The sequence below is a fragment of the Brevundimonas albigilva genome, assembly GCF_023503965.1.
GTDB lineage: Bacteria > Pseudomonadota > Alphaproteobacteria > Caulobacterales > Caulobacteraceae > Brevundimonas > Brevundimonas albigilva.
Window position 1 is genome coordinate 2,281,559 of sequence record NZ_CP097298.1, and the last position, 19,755, is coordinate 2,301,313.

The following is a 19,755-nucleotide window of genomic DNA, read 5'->3' on the forward strand; positions in this document are numbered from 1 at the left end:
GTCATGCTGCGTTCTGCGCTCGCGGCGGCGAGCCTAGCTCTGATCCTCGGATAGGGGGTCGGCTCGCGCGGACCCGTTTGTCATCGACGATCTTCTGAAGCTCGAGCAGTTCGGTCAGGCTTCGCTCTCGCCCCAAGGGTCAAGCCTCGCTTTCGAGCGCATCGGCTCCGCTCTCGAGACCGGTCCCTACGAATATGACGCTCTGGATCTGGTGCTGCGCACCCAGGTTCTCGTCGCGGCGACGGACGGTTCAGCCCCGCCGATCGGACTGACCCGACACCCTGATGGCGGCGGTCAGGTGATCGGAGCCTGGTCGCCCGACGGTCGTCGGTTGCTGGTCTACCGTCTGGGGGACCGCACCTTCCAGGCCGGCATCGCCAATCCGGCCACCGGCGATGTCCGCTGGCTTCAGGGCACGCCGGAGAGCGCGATGTGGGGGCGTGCCGCGCAGTGGAGAGACGGCGAGCAGTTGGTTCTGATTCAGCGCGCGGCAGGCGATCTTCCGGCGATGATGCGACTGAGCTACGACGCTGGAACCCGCATGCAGCACCTGTGGGGGCTGACCCGGGAGGGCCGAGAACCGGGACGCACGGTGATCGGCGCCGGCGCCTTCCGCGATGCGACGCCACGGCCTCGGAGCTCCAGTCTCGTGCTGGTGACGACGACCTCTGGAGAGCAACGGACCCTTGCGACAGGCCGCTTTCATGATCTGGAAGTTTCACCGGGCGGGCGGTTCGTCGCCGCCGCGCGCTTCACCGATGATCGCCCCTTCGATCCGTCCGTTCCCTTCCTGCAGGGCGACTTCTCCACGCGCCGCGAACTGACGCTGGTCGATCTCGACACCGGAGCGGTCTGGGAGCCGCTTCCCGGACTGGATCTGTCACCTAATCTCATGACCTGGTCCCCTTCGGGACGCCGCCTGCTCGTCTGGGTGCGCCAAGACGGACAGTCGTGGTCGGAAGGCCGATTGGTGGAGATCGATCCTCAGCGGAAGACGGTGGCCTGGACGTCGCTCCATGGTCGCCGGCCTGCCCTGGTACAGACCGGTCTGCGGACCGAAGTCATCTGCGCGGACTGGCTGGGGGACCGACCGATGCTCTACGTCCAGGGCGAAGCACGCAGGGACTGGGTGCGTCTGGGCCCTTTCGATGCGCGCGTCCTGACCAGAGATCTCGCATCGCCATCCTCGTCTCTTCTGGCCGTGTCGCGCAGCCATATCGCCGTCCAGTCCGGCGGCGAAGTCTGGTCGGTGGATCAGGTCGGACACGCCCTGCGATTAAGCCAGGGACGAAGGGTCGCCTCTGGCGTAACCACCGCCCTGTTCAGCCAGGGCCAAAGGTTCCAGTTCAACAGTCCGACGCGGCAAGATTGGGTGCTCGTCGGAGAGGGCAACGGCATTCAGCGACGGCGTTTGATCGACGGTGCGCCTCTCGGCGAACCTCTGGCGGGCGAGCGCATCGTAGCGATTGATGAGAGCCAAGCCGCCGTGGTGCAGACCGACGGCGTCCGGGAGATCCTCAGCCGCGCCGACGGCGCGCGCCTGGCCCGGATCAACGATCATCTGTCGGGCGTGGTGTTCGCAAGCCCCGAGGCCGTGGGGCATACGGCCAAGGACGGCTCCCCGCTCGTCAGTTGGCTCTTCCGGCCCGCCGCGAGCGGACTGCAGCGGCCGCCGCTGATCATCATTCCCTATCCCGGCGGTCCGGCTCGCGCCCCGTCGCCGACCGAAGCGGACATCGCCACCAATGTGCAGTTGATGGTCGCCGCCGGTTATGCGGTGCTCATACCGAGCCTGCCCCGGGTCGAACACCGGGGCGAACCGGCTGAAGACATGGCTGCGGACATCCTGCGCGCCGTGGACGCCGCGGCTCTGACGGGCGCGTTCGACCCGGACCGGCTGGTGCTGTGGGGGCATAGCTTCGGCGCCTATTCGGCCGTCGCGGCTGCCACCCAGTCGTCAAGGTTTTCAGCCGTTATCGCCGCCAACGGCCCCTACGACCTGCTGAGTGTCTGGGGGCAGTTCGCCTTGCCTCAGTCCCTGGCCCCGGAAGACGGGCTGCCGGTCAGATCCCGCGCGGGGTGGGTCGAGACCGGACAGGGCGGATTGGGGGCGCCGCCCTGGACTGACCCAGCCCGTTACATACGCAACAGCCCGGTCCTGTCAGCGAACCGGATCACGGTTCCGGTCCTGCTGATCACGGCGGACAGGGATTACGTCCCTCCAGCCCAGGCGCAGGAGCTGTTCTCGGCTCTCTATCGCCAACAGAAGGATGTGGTGCTGGTCACCTACCGCGGCGAAGGACATGTGCTGTCGAGCCCGGCGAACATCCGGGACATGTACGATACGGTCTGGCGCTGGCTGGACGAGGTTCTGGCCCGAGCGTCTCCGGCCGCTGGGGTTGGGCCGGAGCCAGCCCAGGCCCCGGCGCGGTGACGATCATTCGAAGTGGCGCCCGATGTAGCCGACCCTGACGTGCGGCGCCGTCTCCTGTACATCGAAATAGATCCGCACACACTGGTCCGGCGAGACTCCATCATTGGGCTTGGCGTGGAGCTCGAACGGCGTCGGCTTGCCGTCGATCGGGAAGGTTCGCCGCTTCATGGAGTCACGGCTGTTGCGGATCGTCTCGGACTCGATCGAGGCATTGACCCCCGATCCTTGAGCCAGGTCGGGACGGTCCCGCCCAAGGCGCCGGCCGCCCGCGTCGCCGCCAGTTCAGCCAGGACGTCGAGATACCTCAGCACCTTCTCGGGCGGGCCGGCCTCCGAAGACAGGGCGGCGGCCTGATCGTCGACGGCGTCGCCGAACAGGATCGAGCCGCCCCACCGGCGGCGCGCGATGGCCAAGGCCTCCAGGACCGTAGCCGGCGGCGGTTCTTCGCCGGCCGGCTCGTCGGCGGTCGACTGCGATCTCAGCGCGACGTTCAGCGCGGCCAGATTGTCGTTCAGCGTCGAAATCTCAGCGTCCCGCGCCTCCAGGGTCGCCTCAAGTTGCGCGATCCGCGCGACGAGATCTTCGCTCGAGGCGGTCTCGGCGCTGCGGACGGCGGGGGCGTCCCGCAGGCGTACAAACCGCCTGAACGCCTGGTCGTCCGCGACGAAGGTGGAGGCGTCGAGAAGACGGCGGCGCAGGTCCTGACGCAGCCGATCCCGCGCTTCGACCTCGTCGTCGCCCCGTGCGGTCAGGCGATCCCGCGTCCAGAGCGGATGGTTGCGCGGACGCTCCTGATTGCCCCGGAAGGGCCAGAACAGGCGAACGGCTCCGTTGTAGCAGGACCACTCGCGATCCAGCCGTTCCGTCACCGCCCAGGCGGCCGCCTGATCGATGCGACAGACATGGGCCAGGCCGCAGACATCGGAGGCGAGACGCGAATGCAGATCGCCGGCCAGGGTCTTGCCGTCGAGCTCGGAGACGAGGATCAGCGGCAGGCGGCGCTGCGGCGACTGAAGCAGGGCCAGGAACATCTCCACGTCCGCTTCAGCAATCCGGGCGAAAGTGGAGAGCAGATGCTCGCCCTCGATTGACGCCCGCCAATCGATGTCCAGGGCGATGATCTCGCGAACGAAGCGCGGGGTGAAAAGATCGATGCTCGGCGGGGCAAGTCCGCCCTCGACGCCCAGGGAGAGGGTGCAGTTGAAATACAGGTCGGCCTCGGTCGCCAGAACCCGCGCCGCCGTCAGAAGTTCGCCTGTGCGAACCGGTTCGAGCACATCGAAGCTCGCGCAGCGCTGGTCCCCGACCTGGTCGTCCCTCCGGTCGGTCATGGCGGTGGCCCCGCTGCGCTGGATGATCGCCGCGCCGTCTTCAGAGGTCGAGAATTTGCCGTCGGCCCAGCGTTCCAGCGCCGCCATCACCTGTGGAAGGTCGGCGGCCTTCCCGGGAGCCACCACCTGAATTTTGCCGACGACCTGCATTGCGCCTCCCTGCCGAGCGCAGCCTACAGGCGAGCAGAAAAATCCCAAACAACCTTGATCGATCAAGTCGATCCGGGCGGCCGTCAGCCCCTCAGCGCTTCCAGGCCTGAAGCCAGCTCTCGACGAGGGCCAGGACCATCAGTTCGCCGTAGCCGCCCTGCCAGATGAGGTGCTCGACCCTGAGCGCGGCCTCGACCTGATCCCTGTTGATGAGCCCTTGGCCCGCCAATCGACCTTCGAGGAGGTGGGGACGAAGCTGGTTCAGATTCGCCGCCAGGACCCGACCATAATAGCCGCTAAGCTCCGCCTTCGACCGTCTTTGCAGGAGGATCGTAGGCAGACGATCCGCGAAGGCGTTGCGGGCAAGCAGCCGATCATGTCCGCCCCTCGTCAGCTGATAGGTCGGCGTGGCGAGAACGGCCTCCATGACCGGCTGACTGAGGGCCGGGTGAAGCAGGTCAACGCGCCTCGTTCGTTGCGAGGGGCTATGAAGCCCGAGATTGCTGGCGAACCCGAGAATCTGCTGCCGTTTGCCCGGGCCCAGACCCGTAAGATCGGCCAGCCAAGGGTGCACGGCGCGGGGGCGTTCTCCACCTCTCCGCTCAACAGGAGATTTGACGGCGGCGCTGGACGCTCAGCCGAGGTCGAGCCGGCCCATCCGGCTTTGAGCACACGCCATGCCGAGCGCCGCAAACGTCTTGCCAGCACAGGCGCGGTCCGGCTGAATAGTGCGCCCGGACCCTGGTCGCGGATCTGATCGCTCAGGATCGCCGATGTCGCCGTCTGGAAGAAGGCGACGTCGCCGCCCTTGCCCGTAAGCACCGCATCGACATCGTGCCGGTCGCAAAGCTCCGCCTGCAGGGCGTCATAGGTCGCGTCCATGCGATTGAGGCTGGGTCGAAGGGTTCTGGGATGATCGAATGCCAGGCCTGCGGCCATATCCTCTGACGTCCTGAGGACCTCGGTCAGGCTTTCGTCCATGGCCTCCACCACCGCCCGCGCGTACCGGCGCTCGTCGGACTCGGCGAAGGGGCCGCTGGTGTTGAGCCAAATGACCTCCCCGCCAAAGCCGGACGCCTTCAGGGCCGTCGCCATGATCGCCGAATCCAGTCCGCCGGACACCTCAGTCAGGATCGAGGTTCGAGCCCTCGTCATGTCTCTCACTGTCGCATCGACGACCGCGCGCAAGCCAGCTTCGTTCGCGGGACGCCCCGGCGGGCGGCAAGCGATGGCGACCAGATGATCCGGGTCGCTCCCCTGTCAGGTGCAGGACGCCCGGCGTAACCGTCCGCCAGGACGACAGCATGTCAGCGCTGGAAAGGAGGACCGGGTCACGCAGCACCTGCGCCACCGTGGTCCAGCAAATCGGCGGGTGATCATTAGTGGCGTCTACCAGCCAGTCCGGAGTCTGACTGGCCACAATCCAGCACCGCCCCGATTGAGCGCGCGCGCAATCCACAGCGCCGGACGGGTCTCTGAAAACTCCGCTCAGCGCCCCGTCGTTGCCGAGAAACAGTACGACGTAGCGTCCCCAACCCTCGCAGGCGAGCATTCGACACAGGGCTTCTTCATTCTCGAACCTCTCCTCACCGAGGCGACGCATTTGCACGGTGTCGCCGACGATGAAGGCCTGCCCCGCTTTCCAGGGCGACGCGCTGGACGCCTGCGTTCCGGACGGCGATCCATCCGCACGGCTCCATCTCCGTAATCTGCCAGCCCTCGGCGCGCGCGGCGTCACGCATGATAGCGTAAGCCCCGGCGTGGGCCTCCAGGCCGATGAGCGCGACGAACTCGATCAAGGCCCGACCGCCAGTATCGGGGTATAGAGCCCGACCCGATCGAGATCGTCGTCCAGCAGGACATCGCCGATCTGCAGCCAGCAATGGGCCGAGAAGGGCCAGGTCCTCACCCCGAAGATCCACGTCGAGCCTAGGCCCTGGGCGGCGAGGCAGGCGCGGAGGAGGTAGGCCCGATAGACGCACTGGCCCTGTCCGGGCAGCCAAGGCATCCAGCGATCAAACAGGCGGGCCTGCGCCATCGCACTGCCCGCGTCATCAGGCCGGAGAGGAACGCTAGGCGACTGCTCGATCAGGCGTTTCAGAGGGCGGCCGTGAATGCGGCCGAAGTGCCGGATCGCTGCGGCAAGAAACGGAGCATCAAAGCGGGCGACGGGGTCGCCGTGACTATAGGTCCGGCTCGTTCGTCTGGGTCGGGAAGGCGGCTGGGGCGCCGACGTCTGGTGCGACGCCTGAAACAGGCCGGTTGCGATGAGGCCCGGCTCGAGGTCGGGCGCGCCCCCCGACCACAGGCCTTGGCCTTGGTCGACGAGATGCGCCGCCAACTGAGGCAGACACAGATAGGCGTCGGTGTTGAGATCCAGGATGACGAGATCGTCCTCAACGGTGACGGCATGAACATGGGGGGCGGTGGAGATCATCGCGGCGACGGCGACGGCGTCGGCCGCCGGCGCGAGCCGGCGGCCTTGCCTTCAGCCCATCGGCTTGATGCGGGTGAAGTCGATTTCCAGGACACCCTGTTCATCGCCCCCGCGGGTCAGGGTGCGCGCCTCGCCGAGGCGGATGAGGCGGATCAGGTTTGCTGCAGGCATTTCAGTCTCTCCTCTTGGACGCCGCGTGATTGCGGCAGGAGAAGGAGGCGACCCCGCAGCCGCGGCGGCAATCTATATTGCCGTATATTCGAGGCAGCGGGCGTCGACGGCAGGCCGACGCCCACCCTCGTTCAGTCCGCCCGGATGTAGGTGGCGTCCAGCTCGAGCACGCCCTGGTGCCACTGGCCCCGGGTCAGCGTACGCGCGTCGCCCAGACGAACCAGGCGGATGCAGATTGCGTTCAACATGACAGTCTCCATTGCCGTCGCAAGATCGCGACCGGTCGATGGAGGTCCGTCGCAGGCTCAACGGCAAACTATATCTCGGTATATTCAGCGCCCGGGTTTCGGACGTGCTCGACGAAGCTGATTTTCCCCGCCTTCAACCAGTCTTCCTCAGTCCCGCCGACAGATCTCTCGATCAGATCGCGGACGCTGGCGTTGACCACGGCGACAATCGTGCGTGCGTCGATGGTTGCGATCCGGTCGCCCAATTCGTCATTGATCTCCTGCACGGCGATCATGACGATCCGCATCATCTTGTTAGTGGCGCAGCGAATGGCGAACTCCGGCGACCCAATCGCCAGGGACGCAAAAATCGCGTCCGGATCCGCGTCCACAAAACGGCAGAACCGATGAATGTAATCGACGTTCAGACGACCGCGCCCGCCTTCAAAATCCTGGTAGGTGCGCAGGGCGAGATTCATGCCGACGGCCGTCTCGATCGCTGAGAAGCCGCGCAGCCGACGAATGCCGCGAATGGCTGCGGAAAGAACTTCGCTGTCGTTCTGGAACTCCGATCGGCCCGCTGGCGTCATGTCACAACCTCGCCGGGATAGGTTGGGCGCCGAACGTCGTCCGTTCAACATTAAGATGCACTCGCAACCCGCACAAAGCCGTCCTGCGCGAAATTATCGCGCCGAAGTGCGAGCTTTCCGGACCATTCCGGTACAAAGACTGCGCAGGACAACGGCTCAGCTTTCAACTGAGGAGCGAATATCCGTACCCTGATGATTCGGAATCCAGGGAGCCCTGAGTGGCGCGTAATCGAGATCCGTTTGCTGCCGCCTTGCGGACGCTCCGCGAACGCGTGGTGACGGGCGTGTTCTCGCCCGGACTATCGATCATCATTCTCGACGAGGCGAAAGCCTTGGGACTCTCGACCACGCCGGTCCGCGAGGCGTTGGCCTGGTTGGGCGGAGAAGGTCTGATCGAACGGGCTCCGGCGGGCGGCTATTCCGGGCTGAGATTGGATGCCGCCGGTCTGGCGGGGCGCTATCGCCTGCGTCGGCACTGTCTGCGGGAAGGTCTTGCGCGGGCCACCCTCGTCGGCTGCCGCATCGAGGCGCCCGACGACCCTGACTTCTTCTTCCGCCAGATCGTCGCCGCCTCCGCGGACGCGGTGATCGTCGACACATTTGATCGGGTCCAGGCGAGCTTAGCGCCCTTCGCCGCCATCGAGACCGAACTGGTGGGAGACATGCCGGACAGTCTCCAAGTTGTGGCTCGCCTTCTTCGTGACAGCGCCCTGAGCGAAGCCGCCCTGGCCCTGGACGCCTTTCATGAGCGCCGGATTGAGGTCTCGCCCCTGCTCTGTCTGGGCGCGCCGCCCAGGGCAGGCGCGGGATGACGCCGGCTCCGGCCCCCAGGCTGGATATGACCTCTCTGAGGTGGTCCATCGCCGTGGCCAGCGCCGGCGGGTTTCGCAAGGCCGCCGACGCGCTCGGTGTCGAACAGTCGGCCTTGAGCCGCAGGGTGCGCGCGCTCGAAGACGAAATCGGGGTCTCTCTCTTTCACCGGGGGCCGGGCGGCGCCGCCCTAACCTTTGCGGGCGCCGCCTTCGTCGCCAGTGTCGAAACCGCTCTGGCCGTCCTCTCCGAAGCCGTCGCGGACGCCCGCGATGCCGGACGGGGTCGTCGAGGGCGGTTGAGGATCGGCCTCACGCCCTCCTTCCTGTCGGCGGCCCTGTATGCACTGCTCGCCCGGTTTCGGGACGCTCACCCCGAGGTGCAGATCGAGTTGATCGCCGGAGAAGCGCAGTCGCACCTCGCCGCTGTCGCGGATCGCCGGCTCGATCTCGCCGTTCTGCCCGGCGGCATGACTGTGTCCGGGCTCGACGTCTCGGAGCTCTGGCGTGAGCCGCTCCACATCGTCCTGCCCAGGACGCACCCGCTTGCGCGGGCGGATCGCATCGACGTTGAGGATCTGGCCAGCCAGACCCTGTTGGTCAGTCAGGGAGATGTCGGCGACGATGTCCTGGGTCGAACACCTTCTAAACCCGCGCTCCGGATCAAGGTCGTCGGCGCCGGGCTGGCTGTTCTTGCGGCTCAGGTCGAGCTTGGGCTCGGACTGGCTGTCGTCGCCTCCGGCGCCTTGGACACCTCGATCCTGCCCCCTGGTCTGACGCACCGCCCCCTGTGCTCGGGTGATGGGCTGACCGTCGGCTTCGCGGCCGCCTGGTACCACCGCAACGACAATCCCGCTCTCCGGCGTTTTGTCAGTTCGGCGCGTCGATTCGTCTAGGGCGGCGCTGTCGTTCGTTGTCGCTCAGCTTTGGCGCGTGGATCGCCCAATCCGCGTCCGGGCGGCGACGAAGGAGCGGTCCGTATCCATGAAGCGGCTGAGCATGGGGGCGATCAGTTGCGCCGGCGAATAGGGACGCTCCGCGTCTGCGGATAGCACCTGGGCATAGAGGACGAGATCCCGGTGCGTGTCCGCGGGCAATTCGAGCGACAGTTTGACGGGGGTGTCGTCTTGGAGGCCCGCTAGTTTGAGCGTCGTCATGGTCAGTCACCGTAAGGAACGAGATCCAGGTCTCGATTGAGGATGATGCGAAAGGTCAGGCCGGGACGCAGGGTCAGGCGCGGCGGAATGGACAGGCCGCGTTCCACCAGACCCCGGCCGAGCGTGTCCACGCCGTCTGTCGCTCCATCCCGCAGGGCGCGCGCCAGCCGATCGTCCGCCTCGACGTCGACGGCGGCGCCGCTGATCGCCAGGAGTGTGGTCAGGGCGGCGGACCGGAGCCTTCGCCCCATCGTGAATCCGTCCGGTCCTGGAGCCCGGCATAGCCGCGCGCGTCGGAGGCGGCCTGATCCTCCAGCGCAATGGAGGCGCCGTCGGGCAGGACGATGCGCGTCCAGACGACCTGAAGACGGGATTGCCCCTGAGCGATCTGGGCCGAATAGCCGCCGATCAGACGAGAGCCCTTTGGGATCAGAAGACGGCGCCCGGTATCGCTGTCGTGAACATCCGCGGTGATCTGGCCCAGCACAGGCCCGGGCAGATCGGACTGCACGCCGGTCACCAGGCCGGCTTCGATGATCGATCCCGCCCTGAGGCGCAGGGCGCCGATCGCCGGAGCCGAGGCATCGGCGGCGGGCCCCTGCGTCGGTCCGCCGCGAGCAACGTCAGCCTCCTCCTCGACCGAACGGCCGCCGCCCTGCGAAATCACCAACGCCGAGGTGCGCGCGGCGTCCGCCTCCGCATGGCGACGCGCGCGCTCGGCCTCGCGGGCGTCGGCGTCACGGGCCGAGGCCGCCTGGATGGAGCCGGCGGTCGACGACGCGGGCTCCGCGTCGGCCGCATTGCGCGCACTGAGAATCGGCCGGCCCAGATCCCCCGGCAACGGCGGACCCAGGCGCGGCGCGGCGTAATCGCCGGGCAAGGCGCGCACGGCGTCGGGCGGCGGGGCGGACGACGGGGTCAGTTCCTGTGCCGGCGCCGCATCGTCCTGCGTCGACAGGCCGACGACCGCAGCGGCGGCGACAGCGACCGCGAGGCCCGCCGCCCCCGCGAGGGCGACCTTGCGCGAGAGGCGCAGGGGCTTGGGCGGTTCAGCGCGCAGTCGCATCGCCTGCACCGCCGGATCGGGGGTGGAGACCTCGCTCACCGGCCGGCTCCCCGCTTTTCGATGAGAACGGTCTGGGTGCGTCGACCGGTCACCAGTCGCAGTTCGGCCGCGTCGAACAAGCGATCGACGATCAGCCGGCGACCGACAACCCTGTAGTTCACCAGATCGGCTTCTCCGTCCCCATTGCGCAGGAAGAGCGGCGGCAAGGTCGCCTGATCGATGGCGGCGTCGAACTCCAGGATCACCTGCCGGCCGTCATCGAAGACGCGCACCGGCCGCCAAGGCGTTCGTGCGCCGCTGATGCGGTAGTTGAAGTCGAGATCGTCCAGCCGCAGCCTCGGCTCGGCGTCGCGCGCGGCCTGTCGGGCCGCCTCGGCTTGCAGAGCGATGAGTTCGTCCTGCGGATAACGCCAGGAGACGCCGACCATATAGGCGGAGGCGTGGGCGTTGAGCTCCAGATGATATGTCCGTCGATCCGTGTTGATGATCAGATTGGTCTTCAGGTCGCCGCGCGTGGGCTTGACCAGAATATGGGTCCGTCGCGTCTCGCCCGTTCCGCTTTGCGACTGGCCGATAATCCAGCGGACCGTGTCGCCGGCCGCGACCGCGCCCTGATCCGAAAGGACCTCGCCGGGCTGAAGAGCGATGTCGGTGACATGCCCCGGCGAGGCGTAGACCTGGAACAGGGCGCCGTCTTCGTAGGCGTAGACCTGGGCGCCGTTGAGCCAGGCCTCTCCGGACGGCTGCACCCGTGCGGCGGCGGTCGCCGCCGCCACACGCCCGGCCGGTCGCCCTTCCTCCGTGACGGTTCGGGAATTGCTCTGGGCCCAGGCGGGCGTGACGAGGAGCGAGAGCGCCACAAGGGCGCCGGCGTGCGCCAGGGGATGCCGCATCAGTTGATCTCCTTGGACCAGTTGAAGGCGTGGACGAGCACGCCGAGGGGATTGCTGCGCAGCGCATCCGCCGTCCTGGGCGGCTGCACCGTCACGGTCAGGATGGCTGTCCATCGCTCGGTCGCGGCCAACCGCCCGTCCACGAAGCGGCGCTCGGTCCAGGCCACGCGGAAGGAGGTCGGCGAGGCGCGGATGATGCTCGAGACCTCGATGCCAACCTGGACGCGGCCGATTTCCGCAAAGGGGTCGTTGGTCCGCGCGAAGTCCGAAAGGGCGGCGGCGCCTGATCGGTCGTATAGGCGTAGGCGCGCAGCCAGTTCTCCCGGACAACGACGGGATCGGCCGGAATGCTGCGTACCTGTTCGATGAACCGCCCGAGGTGCCAGGCGACCTGGGCGTCGGTGGGCGTGTAGTCCGCCTGCGCCGGCGCGACGGCGAGCGGTTCGCCGTGCTGATCGACCTCGACGATCCAGGGCGTGACGACGCCTCGCGCGGACTGGATCACGAGACCGGCGGCCAGACCGCCGGACAGGCCGATCGCCATCAGCGCCGCCAGCCGCCAGTTGCGCGCCTGGACGCGGGCGCTGCCGATGCGGTCATCCCAGGCCTGGGCGGCGCGTTGATAAGGGGTCTCCGGCCCGGGCGACCGCCCATAGTGTCCGCCGGGCCGTTTGAACGGGTTCATGAGCGATCCTCACTGACTGAAATGGAGGCGGATCCGCCGCGATGATCGCCGGCGCGGACTGCGTGAATGGCGGTGGAAACCCCGTGAGCGACCGCCTGACGGCGTTCCATGTCCTTCGCCCACTGAGGCTTGGCCTCAGCCCTGGGGGCGGCGTCCCGCCGGTCGACGGCGAAGTCGGCGCTGATGAGGTCGGCGCTGGCGGGGGCGCAGAGGCTGACCCGCCCTCGTCGGATGCGGGAGGCGCGACTTGGGAAGGCTCCGCTGCGGCCGCACCCGGCCGTTCGCCGGCTGCGGCCGTCGGCGCCGCCGAAGCGGTTGAGCCGCCGCCGGATCGCGGACCCGATCCCGAGGGACCGCCCCCTGGACCCGAGGCCGACCCGCCGCCGCCACCGCCGCGCGTCGCGGCGACCGCGGTCCCGGCCCGGCCGGCCAGACCGGCGCCGGCGCCCAGGGCCAGCCGTGCGCCCGCGGCTCCGGCCATGGCGACGCCGCCGACCGCCAGCCCTGTTCCGATGGCGGCCCCGGCGCTCAGTTGGGGCGCGCCGGACACCAGGCCCGATGCGATGCCCGGTCCGAAAATGGAAAGGCCGGTCAGGGTCAGGGCGGCCAGGGTGATGGCCAGGACGTCCTCGAGCGCGGGCGGCTGTCCGGAGAAATCGTTGACGAAGGTGTCAAACATCGTGGAGCCGATGCCGACGATCACGGCCAGGACCAGCACCTTCACGCCGGAGGCCACCACATTGCCGAGCACGCGCTCGGCCAGGAAAGCGGTCTTTCCGAACAGCCCGAAGGGGATGAGCACGAAGCCCGCCAGGCTCGTCAGCTTGAACTCGATAAGGGTCACGAAGAGCTGGATCGCCATGATGAAGAAGGCGATCAGAACGATCAGGAAGGCCGTCATCAGGATGGCGATCTGGACGAAATTCTCGAAGAAGCCCGGGAAGCCCGACATCTCGGCGGCGGCCTCCAGCATCGGCCGACCGGCGTCTATACCGGCCTGGGCGAGCTTGCCCGGACGCAGGAAGTCTGCGCTCGACATTCCCGATCCGGACGCTTTCAGACCGAGGCCGGCGAAGCTGGCGAAGACGATCTCCGACAGACGTTGGAAATTGCCGATCAGGAAGGCAAAGAAGCCGACGAAGAGGGTCTTCTTGACCAGGCGGGCGAGCACATCGTCCGACGGCCCCCACGCCCAGAACAACGCCGCGAGGGTGACGTCGATGACGATAAGGGTGGTGGCGAGAAAGGCCACCTCTCCGCCCAGCAGGCCGAAGCCGCCGTCGATGTAGCGGCTGAAGACCTCGAAGAACCGGTCGATGACGCCGGAGTCGTTCATGCCCGGTCTCCCGCGCCGAAGAAGCGCCGGCGGCTGTCCGCCCAGGCCGCATGGCAGGCCGGATCGGCGCCGGCCGCTTCGCCGAGATTGCGGCACCGGATCAGTTCATTCGATCCGCCGGGCGAGACGCGCGGCGTCTCCGGCATCGGCGGTTGCGCGCCCCGGCTGGCCAACAGAGCGGCGCCGATGGCGACGACGGCCAGCACGACGGTGGCCACGCCGAGCGGGTCGCGACGGAACAGCGCCCTCATTGGCCCGGGTCGCCCATGAACCGCCGGAAGCGCGCCTGGGCGTCCGCGCGGGCCGCCGCGCGATCCGCAGCGTCAAGGGCGTCGGCGCGACCCTGAGCGGCCACCAGCGCGGTCAGTTCGACCAATTGGGCGGACTGCAGCCCCAGGAGTTGGTTGCCGGCCTGGGCCGCCTGAAGCGCGCCCGTCGCCCCCTGACTGGCGCCCACGAGCCGGTCGAGCTCCTGTCGCGTCGCGCCCAGTCCCTCGACGACGCCGGCCTGCAGGCGCATGGCGTCTTCAAGGCCTGCGACCGACGAACGCCACCGCTCACGCGCGCGCGCGACGAGATCGCGGTCGGTCGCCGACATTGGCGCCGCGCCGTATCGGCCGTCGAAGGCCGCCTCGATCTCGCGCACGTCATAGGCCAAGGTTTGGGCCTCGGCGAGCAGACCGCGAGTGCGCTCCACCTGACCCTGGAGCGTCTGCAAGGACGAATAGGGAAGGCTTTCCAGATTGCGGGCCTGGTTCATCAGGGCCGCGGCCTCGTTCTGCAGCGACTGGATCTGGTTGTTGATCTGCTCGAGCGCGCGCGCGGCCTGGATCACGTTCTGGATGTGATTGGTCGGATCGTAGACGGCGAGTTGGGCCTGGGCGGGGCCGCTCAGGGCGAGAAGGCCGGCGGCGACGGCGACGGGGAGAAGGGCGCGCAGACGAAGGCGGGTCATGAGGGAGCTCCAGGGGATGAGGGCGTCAGGGCAGGCAGAAGGTCTGCGGCCCAGGCGAGGCCGCGATGGCGCAGCCATGCGTCTGCGAAGCCGGCGGGGCCGGCCGTCTCGAGGAGGGTGCGGATGGCGGTCTGGTCGGCGGCGGACGAGGCGGCGCAGAAGGCCAGCGCGACCGGGCCGAGGCCGAGTTCGAACATGCGGTCGCCGGCCCGGGACTGGCAGTAGTAGTCGCGCTTGGGCGTCGCCTGTGCGAGGAGATCGATCTGGCGGTCATTGAGGCCGAAGCGCCGGTAGACTGCGGCGATCTGCGGCTCCCGGGCCCGGGCGTTCGGCAGGAACAGTCGGGTCAGACAGCTCTCGATGATCGCCGGGGCGATCGGGCTGTTTTCAATGTCGGCGAGCGACTGGGTTGCGAAAACGACCGACGCATTCTTCTTGCGCAGGGTCTTCAGCCATTCGCGCAACTGGGCCCCGAAGTCCGGATCGTCGAGCGCCAGCCAGCCTTCGTCGACGAGGATCATTGTGGGGCGGCCGTCCAACCGCGCCTCGATCCGGTGAAAGAGATGGGCCAGCACCGCCGGCGTGGCGGCCGAGCCGATCAGGCCTTCGGTCTCGAAGGCCTGGACCGATCCGGTCCCGAGATGTTCGTGATCGCCGTCGAGCAGCCGCCCCCAAGGTCCGCTCAGGGTGAAGGGGGCGATGGCGCGCTTCACCGCGCCGCTCTGGACCAGTGCGGCGAAGCCGGACAGCGTCCGTTCCGACGCGGGCGCGCCCGCCAGACTGGTCAGGGCCGACCAGATCTGGTCCTTGGTCTCGGGGTCCACGGGCACGCCCTCCCGGGCCAGCAGGGCGACCAGCCAGGCCTGGGCCCAGGCGCGCTCGCCCGGGTCGTCGATCCCCTCCAGCGGCTGCAACGTGAGACCGCTCCCCTCGCCGGACAGGGCCTGTCCGAGATCATGGAAGTCCCCGCCCATGGCCAGGGCCGCCGCGCGGATCGAGCCGCCGAAATCGAAGGCGAACACCTGGGCCGCGGGATAGCGGCGGAACTGCAGGGCCATCAGGGCGAGCAGGACGCTCTTTCCGGCGCCGGTCGGTCCGACCATCAGGGTATGGCCGACATCCCCGACATGATGGGAGAAGCGGAAGGGTGTCGCCCCGTCCGTGCGGGCGTGGAACAGCGGCGGCCCACCCAGGTGGGGGTTCCAGTCCGGGCCGGCCCACACCGCCGACATCGGCATGATATGGGCGAGGTTGAGGGTCGAGATCGGCGGGGTCCGGACATTGGCGTAGACGTGGCCGGGCAGACCCCCAGCCAGGCCTCGACGGCGTTGAGACTCTCGGCGATGCAGGTGAAATCTCGCTCCTGAACCACCTTTTCCGCCTGCCGCAATTTCGCGTCGGCGACGGCGGGATCGGCGTCCCAGACGGTCAGGGTCGCCGTGACCAGGGCATAGCCGACGCCGTCGGCCCCGAGGTCTTGGAGCGCCATATCGGCGTCGGCGGCCTTGTTGCCGGCGTCGGTGTCGACCAGGGCGGAGGCCTCATTGGTCATCACCTCCTTGAGGAGGGCGGCGATGGATTTGCGCTTGGCGAACCATTGGCGCCGGATACGCCCGAGCAGGCGTGCGGCCTCGGTCTTGTCCAGGCAGATCGCCCGGGTCGTCCAGCGGTAGTCGAAGTCCAGCCGGTTGAGTTCGTCGAGGATCCCCGGCCAGGTCGCGGTCGGAAACCCGATCACCGTCAGCACCCGGAGGTGGGCCTCGCCGAGGCGCGGCTCCAGACCGCCGACCAGGGCCCTGTCCGCCAGCAGGGCGTCTAGGTGCATCGGCGTCTCGGGCAGGCGCACCGCATGCCGTTCGGTGGAGACCGTGGCGTGAAGGAAGGTCAGGGTCGCTTCATCGTCGAGCCACGCCGCCAGCGGCATCAGGCCTTCGATCAGGGCGAGCAGCCGATCGGTCCGGTCGATGAAGCCGCGGACTTGGGCCGGCCAGTCCGCGCCCTTTTCCGCCCCGCCCTCATAGAGCCAGCGCGCGGCGCGTCCGCGGTCCTCCGCGGGCGGGAGCCAGACGAAGGTCAGGTGGTAGGCGCTCTCGTAATGCGCCTTCTCCGCCTGAAAATCGGCGCGGCGTTCGGCGTCGACGAGGCCCGAGACCGGGTCGGGAAAGACGCTGTCAGGATAGTCGGCGGAGGCGTGTCTCTGGGCCTCCACGAAAATGGCCCAGCCCGAACCGAGGCGTCGCAGAGCGTTGTTCAGCCGCCCCGCGACCCCGGCCAGTTCCGCATTGGCCGACGAGTCCAGATCGGGTCCCCGAAAGCGGGCGGTGCGCTGCAGGGCCCCGTCCTTGTTGAGCACAACGCCGGGCGCGACCAGCGCAGCCCAAGGCAGAAAATCGGCCAGTTGTCGCGGCCGGGCGCGGTATTCCTGAAGGGAGAACATGGTCAGACGTCCAGAAGGGCGGGCAGGCGCAGGTGGCGGCGGGCCACCTCGACGAAGTCCGGATCATGGCGGGCGGCCAGAACGCCGAGGGCATGACCGACGATCCAGATCGCCACCCCGGCGAGCCAGAGTCTCAGGCCGAGGCCGAGCGCCGCGGCCAGGGTGCCGTTGAGGAGGGCCAGGGCGCGCGGCGCGCCGGCCAGCAGGATCGGCTCGACAAGGGCGCGGTGGACCGGAGCGGCGAAATCCTCGGGGATCGGATCGGCCATCAGACCAGCGCGCCGCCGCCGAAGGAGAAGAAGCTGAGAAAGAAGGAACTGGCCGCGAAGGCGATCGATAGGCCGAAGACGATCTGGATGAGCCGACGCGCCCCGCCGGAGGTGTCGCCGAAGGCCAGGGTCAGGCCGGTGACGATGATGATCATCACGGCGATGATCTTGGCGACCGGCCCCTCGATCGATTCCAGGATGGATTGAAGCGGCGCCTCCCAGGGCATGGAGGAGCCTCCCGCGAGGGCGGGAGACGCGGCGGCGACGGCGAGCGCCAGGACGGCGACGGAAACGGTGTGGCGGCGAACAGGGGTCATGGAGAGCTCCGGCGGGGTGAGGGGATCAGGCGGCGACCGGGGCGAGGCGGTAGCGGCCGTCAGGGTCCAGGCCGTCGACGACGGCCAGTTCGACCAGGCGTCGCGCCGCGCCCCGCCCCGACAGGACGGCGACGAGGTTGACGGTTTCGGCGATGAGGGCGCGGGGCGGCACGAGGACCGCCTCCTGAATGAGTTGCTCAAGGCGGTTCAGGGCGCCCTGGGCCGAGCCGGCATGCAGGGTGCCGACCCCGCCGGGATGGCCCGTGCCCCAGGCCTTCACCAGATCGAGCGCCTCGGCGCCGCGCACCTCGCCGATCGGGATCCGGTCGGGGCGCATTCGCAGGGCGGACCGCACCAGATCGGTCAGGGTCACGGCCCCGTCGCGGGTGCGTAGGGCGACGGTGTTGGGCGCCGCGCACTGGAGTTCGCGGGTGTCCTCGATCAGGATGATCCGGTCCTCGCCCGCAGCCAGTTCGGCGAGCAGGGCGTTGACCAGGGTGGTCTTGCCGCTGGAGGTGCCGCCCGCCACCAGGATGTTGCGCCGGGCCGCGACGGCCGTGCGCAGGGCCTTTGCCTGGTCGGCCCGCATGATTCCGGCGGCCACATAGTCGTCGAGGGTGAAGACGGCGACCGCGGGCTTGCGGATGGCGAAGGCGGGCGCCCGCACGATGGGCGGCAGGAGCCCCTCGAACCGCTCCCCGGATTCGGGTAGTTCCGCCGAGATCCGCGGACGGGCCTCATCGACCTCGAGCCCGACATGGTGGGCGACCAAGCGGATCCCCGCTCTCCTTCGGCGGGGGCCAGACGATGAGGCGTCAGTTCCAGCCCGCCCGCCAGACGGTCCAGCCAGATTCGGCCGTCCGGATTGAGCATCACCTCGACGACATCCGGGTCGGACAGGGCGTCCAGAAGCGCCGGGCCGAAGGCGGTGCGGAGCATCCTGAGGGTGCGGGTTTGGGAGGTCATCACAGTCCCGTCGAGGGTTTGGGGATCGGCGGGCGATCCGGACGGGGGCGACAAGAGAACCGCAAATCGGGGGACTTCAACACCGACGACGGCGTAGTAGGGTCCTGGCGTAGAAAGACAGGCGATCGGCGGGATGACGGATTTCTTCGACCTCGGAGAGCATGACGAACGCGTCCTGGATGCGCTGCGGGCGCTACTGCGCGAAACCGGCCTCGACCCCTATCTGGATCTCCGGACGCCCGATCGGGCCAGCCGCGCGGGCGGCGTCCTGCTGGTGCTGAACCGCGCCGAACGTCTGCTTGAGGAGTTGCGGGATCTCGATGAAGGCGTAGCGGCCGCGGGCGAGTGGGAGGCGGTCGTCTTCAAAACCGACCCGGACCTGCCCGGCCTCTACAAGGCCGACGCCAGGGCTCCCGCCGTCCTTGCGGACGACGCCGCCTTGCGCGGCGCGACCGTGATGGACCGGACCCGCGACGCGACGCGGCGCGAGGCCGTCGCCCGCGCCCTTGTTTCGATCGGAGACCTGCGCCGTGCCGTCCGCATCCAAGGCTGACCTGCTGAACGCGATCCGGGCCGCCCTGCACGGCGTGGTCCATTCGGGCTACGGGACCGCCGACGTCCTCGACGACATCTACGAGGCCTATGTCTGGACCCGGGTGCTCGAGGCGGCCCGTCGCCTGGGGTGGGCGGTCACCTATTCCACGCCGGCCGGGCATGCGCCGACCACCCTGCTGCTCCGACGGGGCCCGGGCGTGATCTACAGTTCGGCCCCCTTCACCTTCGCGGTCCTGTCGAAGCGGGGCCGGCCGACGCTCGAGGTCCATCTCGGCGTGATGGTGACGGGGCGCTCCGGGGTCGCCCATGAGTGCGATGTTCTTGTGCTGGCCGAGGCCGCGGCCCAGGCGGCCCGGCATGCGGGCGCTCATCCGACCTATCGCGACGTCGTGCTGCAGGCCGAGTGTAAATTCTACACGGGCGACCTGCCCCTCGGTCTCGCCCGCGGCATGCGCGGTCTGTCGGCCGACTGCAGCCTGGGGGGCCTGGGAGGTCTTGTCACCAATGCGACGAGGTCCGTCAGCGTCGGCCAACTGATCCTGCACAACCGGCTCTTCTACAATCCCCGCCTCATTCCGGCCTATCGGATGGAGGTCCGGAAGCTCGATCGACGGCTGGAGCATCGTCTGCGCCGCTGGTCCTGACCGGACCGGGCTGCGTCGCGTCACCCAACGACAGGCCCTCCAGTTCGATCGCGATCTCGCGTGTGAAGGATCGTCCGGACGCCAACCGTCGTCCCAGGTTCTCGATGAACCGCTCGTACCGCTCCTGCCCCTGGTCCGCGCGGTCGCCTGGACCGCGTCCGGCAGAGCCGGCGTCGCCGCCATCCAGGTCCGGACGAACAGGGCCAGCATTTCCACGGCCACCTCGAGATCGCGTTCGAGCCGATCGGCATGGCGGTTAAGGCGATCCAGTCGTCGGCCCAGCGCCGCCTCCTGCTGTTGCGCGGCGTCCGGGGTGAGGAAGCTGG

20 protein-coding genes and 3 pseudogenes are annotated in these 19,755 nt (G+C 68.5%); 5 read left to right on the forward strand and 18 right to left on the reverse strand.

Annotation, left to right across the window (positions count from 1 at the left end; translation table 11 throughout):
* The first annotated feature begins 211 nt into the window (after nucleotides 1-211).
* Nucleotides 212-2,434, forward strand: coding sequence for a S9 family peptidase (locus MU852_RS12115; RefSeq protein WP_249749778.1), 2,223 nt, complete (start codon nucleotides 212-214; stop codon nucleotides 2,432-2,434).
* A 3-nt stretch (nucleotides 2,435-2,437) separates the two neighbouring features.
* Here MU852_RS12115 and MU852_RS12120 read toward each other — a convergent pair whose 3' ends face one another.
* The 6 genes from MU852_RS12120 to MU852_RS12145 form a co-directional block, all read right to left on the reverse strand.
* Nucleotides 2,438-2,602 (reverse strand): hypothetical protein, encoded by a 165-nt coding sequence (locus MU852_RS12120; RefSeq protein ID WP_249749779.1) that lies wholly within the window; start codon nucleotides 2,600-2,602, stop codon nucleotides 2,438-2,440.
* Nucleotides 2,599-3,915 carry a hypothetical protein gene (locus MU852_RS12125; RefSeq protein WP_249749780.1) on the reverse strand — a complete coding sequence of 439 codons (1,317 nt, stop codon included), beginning with the start codon at nucleotides 3,913-3,915 and terminating at the stop codon, nucleotides 2,599-2,601. The genes MU852_RS12120 and MU852_RS12125 overlap by 4 nt, the downstream gene beginning before the upstream one ends.
* Before the next feature lie 91 nt (nucleotides 3,916-4,006).
* Entirely contained in the window at nucleotides 4,007-4,342 is a 336-nt protein-coding gene (locus MU852_RS12130) for an asparagine synthase-related protein (RefSeq protein WP_249749781.1), read from the reverse strand.
* Complete coding sequence (locus MU852_RS12135; protein ID WP_249749782.1) at nucleotides 4,306-5,103, reverse strand: asparagine synthase-related protein; 798 nt, start codon at nucleotides 5,101-5,103, stop codon at nucleotides 4,306-4,308. Before MU852_RS12135 ends, MU852_RS12130 begins: the two co-directional genes overlap by 37 nt.
* Before the next feature lie 607 nt (nucleotides 5,104-5,710).
* On the reverse strand, nucleotides 5,711-6,352 hold the full coding sequence (locus tag MU852_RS12140) for a lasso peptide biosynthesis B2 protein (protein ID WP_249749783.1): 642 nt from the start codon (nucleotides 6,350-6,352) through the stop codon (nucleotides 5,711-5,713).
* A gap of 487 nt (nucleotides 6,353-6,839) precedes the next feature.
* Entirely contained in the window at nucleotides 6,840-7,340 is a 501-nt protein-coding gene (locus MU852_RS12145) for a hypothetical protein (protein WP_249749784.1), read from the reverse strand.
* A gap of 218 nt (nucleotides 7,341-7,558) precedes the next feature.
* Here MU852_RS12145 and MU852_RS12150 point away from each other — a divergent pair, with 218 nt between their 5' ends.
* Nucleotides 7,559-8,152 carry a GntR family transcriptional regulator gene (locus MU852_RS12150; protein WP_128115255.1) on the forward strand — a complete coding sequence of 198 codons (594 nt, stop codon included), beginning with the start codon at nucleotides 7,559-7,561 and terminating at the stop codon, nucleotides 8,150-8,152.
* A 26-nt stretch (nucleotides 8,153-8,178) separates the two neighbouring features.
* Entirely contained in the window at nucleotides 8,179-9,045 is an 867-nt protein-coding gene (locus MU852_RS12155) for a LysR family transcriptional regulator (RefSeq protein ID WP_283843613.1), read from the forward strand.
* A gap of 24 nt (nucleotides 9,046-9,069) precedes the next feature.
* On the opposite strand, the gene MU852_RS12160 is transcribed toward MU852_RS12155, so the two are convergent.
* From MU852_RS12160 to trbB, 12 genes and pseudogenes are all read right to left on the reverse strand, one after another.
* A complete protein-coding gene (locus MU852_RS12160; protein ID WP_003170314.1) occupies nucleotides 9,070-9,306 on the reverse strand; it encodes a DUF2274 domain-containing protein in 237 nt (78 codons plus the stop codon).
* 2 nt (nucleotides 9,307-9,308) lie between these two features.
* Nucleotides 9,309-9,557: a TraB/TrbI/VirB10 family type IV secretion system protein gene (locus MU852_RS12165; RefSeq protein WP_249749786.1), complete on the reverse strand. Its 249-nt coding sequence runs from the start codon at nucleotides 9,555-9,557 to the stop codon at nucleotides 9,309-9,311.
* On the reverse strand, nucleotides 9,527-10,411 hold the full coding sequence (locus tag MU852_RS12170; protein WP_249749787.1) for a TraB/TrbI/VirB10 family type IV secretion system protein: 885 nt from the start codon (nucleotides 10,409-10,411) through the stop codon (nucleotides 9,527-9,529). The genes MU852_RS12165 and MU852_RS12170 overlap by 31 nt, the downstream gene beginning before the upstream one ends.
* Nucleotides 10,408-11,265 carry a P-type conjugative transfer protein TrbG gene (gene trbG, locus MU852_RS12175; RefSeq protein WP_128115258.1) on the reverse strand — a complete coding sequence of 286 codons (858 nt, stop codon included), beginning with the start codon at nucleotides 11,263-11,265 and terminating at the stop codon, nucleotides 10,408-10,410. The genes MU852_RS12170 and trbG overlap by 4 nt, the downstream gene beginning before the upstream one ends.
* Nucleotides 11,265-11,950 (reverse strand): annotated as a pseudogene (gene trbF, locus MU852_RS12180) (conjugal transfer protein TrbF). The gene trbG and the pseudogene trbF overlap by 1 nt, the downstream one beginning before the upstream one ends.
* Nucleotides 11,862-13,286 (reverse strand): P-type conjugative transfer protein TrbL, encoded by a 1,425-nt coding sequence (gene trbL / locus MU852_RS12185; RefSeq protein WP_430641141.1) that lies wholly within the window; start codon nucleotides 13,284-13,286, stop codon nucleotides 11,862-11,864. The pseudogene trbF and the gene trbL overlap by 89 nt, the downstream one beginning before the upstream one ends.
* Nucleotides 13,283-13,537 (reverse strand): putative entry exclusion protein TrbK-alt, encoded by a 255-nt coding sequence (gene trbK-alt, locus MU852_RS12190; protein ID WP_249749788.1) that lies wholly within the window; start codon nucleotides 13,535-13,537, stop codon nucleotides 13,283-13,285. The genes trbL and trbK-alt overlap by 4 nt, the downstream gene beginning before the upstream one ends.
* Nucleotides 13,534-14,241 (reverse strand): P-type conjugative transfer protein TrbJ, encoded by a 708-nt coding sequence (gene trbJ, locus MU852_RS12195; RefSeq protein ID WP_249749789.1) that lies wholly within the window; start codon nucleotides 14,239-14,241, stop codon nucleotides 13,534-13,536. Before trbJ ends, trbK-alt begins: the two co-directional genes overlap by 4 nt.
* Nucleotides 14,238-16,678, reverse strand: a pseudogene (gene trbE / locus MU852_RS12200) (conjugal transfer protein TrbE). Before trbE ends, trbJ begins: the two are co-directional and overlap by 4 nt.
* A gap of 2 nt (nucleotides 16,679-16,680) precedes the next feature.
* Nucleotides 16,681-16,947 carry a VirB3 family type IV secretion system protein gene (locus MU852_RS12205; RefSeq protein WP_249749790.1) on the reverse strand — a complete coding sequence of 89 codons (267 nt, stop codon included), beginning with the start codon at nucleotides 16,945-16,947 and terminating at the stop codon, nucleotides 16,681-16,683.
* Nucleotides 16,947-17,264 (reverse strand): TrbC/VirB2 family type IV secretion system protein, encoded by a 318-nt coding sequence (locus tag MU852_RS12210; RefSeq protein WP_003167726.1) that lies wholly within the window; start codon nucleotides 17,262-17,264, stop codon nucleotides 16,947-16,949. The genes MU852_RS12205 and MU852_RS12210 overlap by 1 nt, the downstream gene beginning before the upstream one ends.
* Before the next feature lie 25 nt (nucleotides 17,265-17,289).
* Nucleotides 17,290-18,203 (reverse strand): annotated as a pseudogene (trbB, locus tag MU852_RS12215) (P-type conjugative transfer ATPase TrbB).
* Between the two features lie 160 nt (nucleotides 18,204-18,363).
* Here trbB and MU852_RS12220 point away from each other — a divergent pair.
* Nucleotides 18,364-18,783: a hypothetical protein gene (locus MU852_RS12220; RefSeq protein ID WP_249749791.1), complete on the forward strand. Its 420-nt coding sequence runs from the start codon at nucleotides 18,364-18,366 to the stop codon at nucleotides 18,781-18,783.
* On the forward strand, nucleotides 18,761-19,429 hold the full coding sequence (locus tag MU852_RS12225; RefSeq protein WP_249749792.1) for a hypothetical protein: 669 nt from the start codon (nucleotides 18,761-18,763) through the stop codon (nucleotides 19,427-19,429). Before MU852_RS12220 ends, MU852_RS12225 begins: the two co-directional genes overlap by 23 nt.
* Nucleotides 19,430-19,755 lie beyond the last annotated feature (326 nt).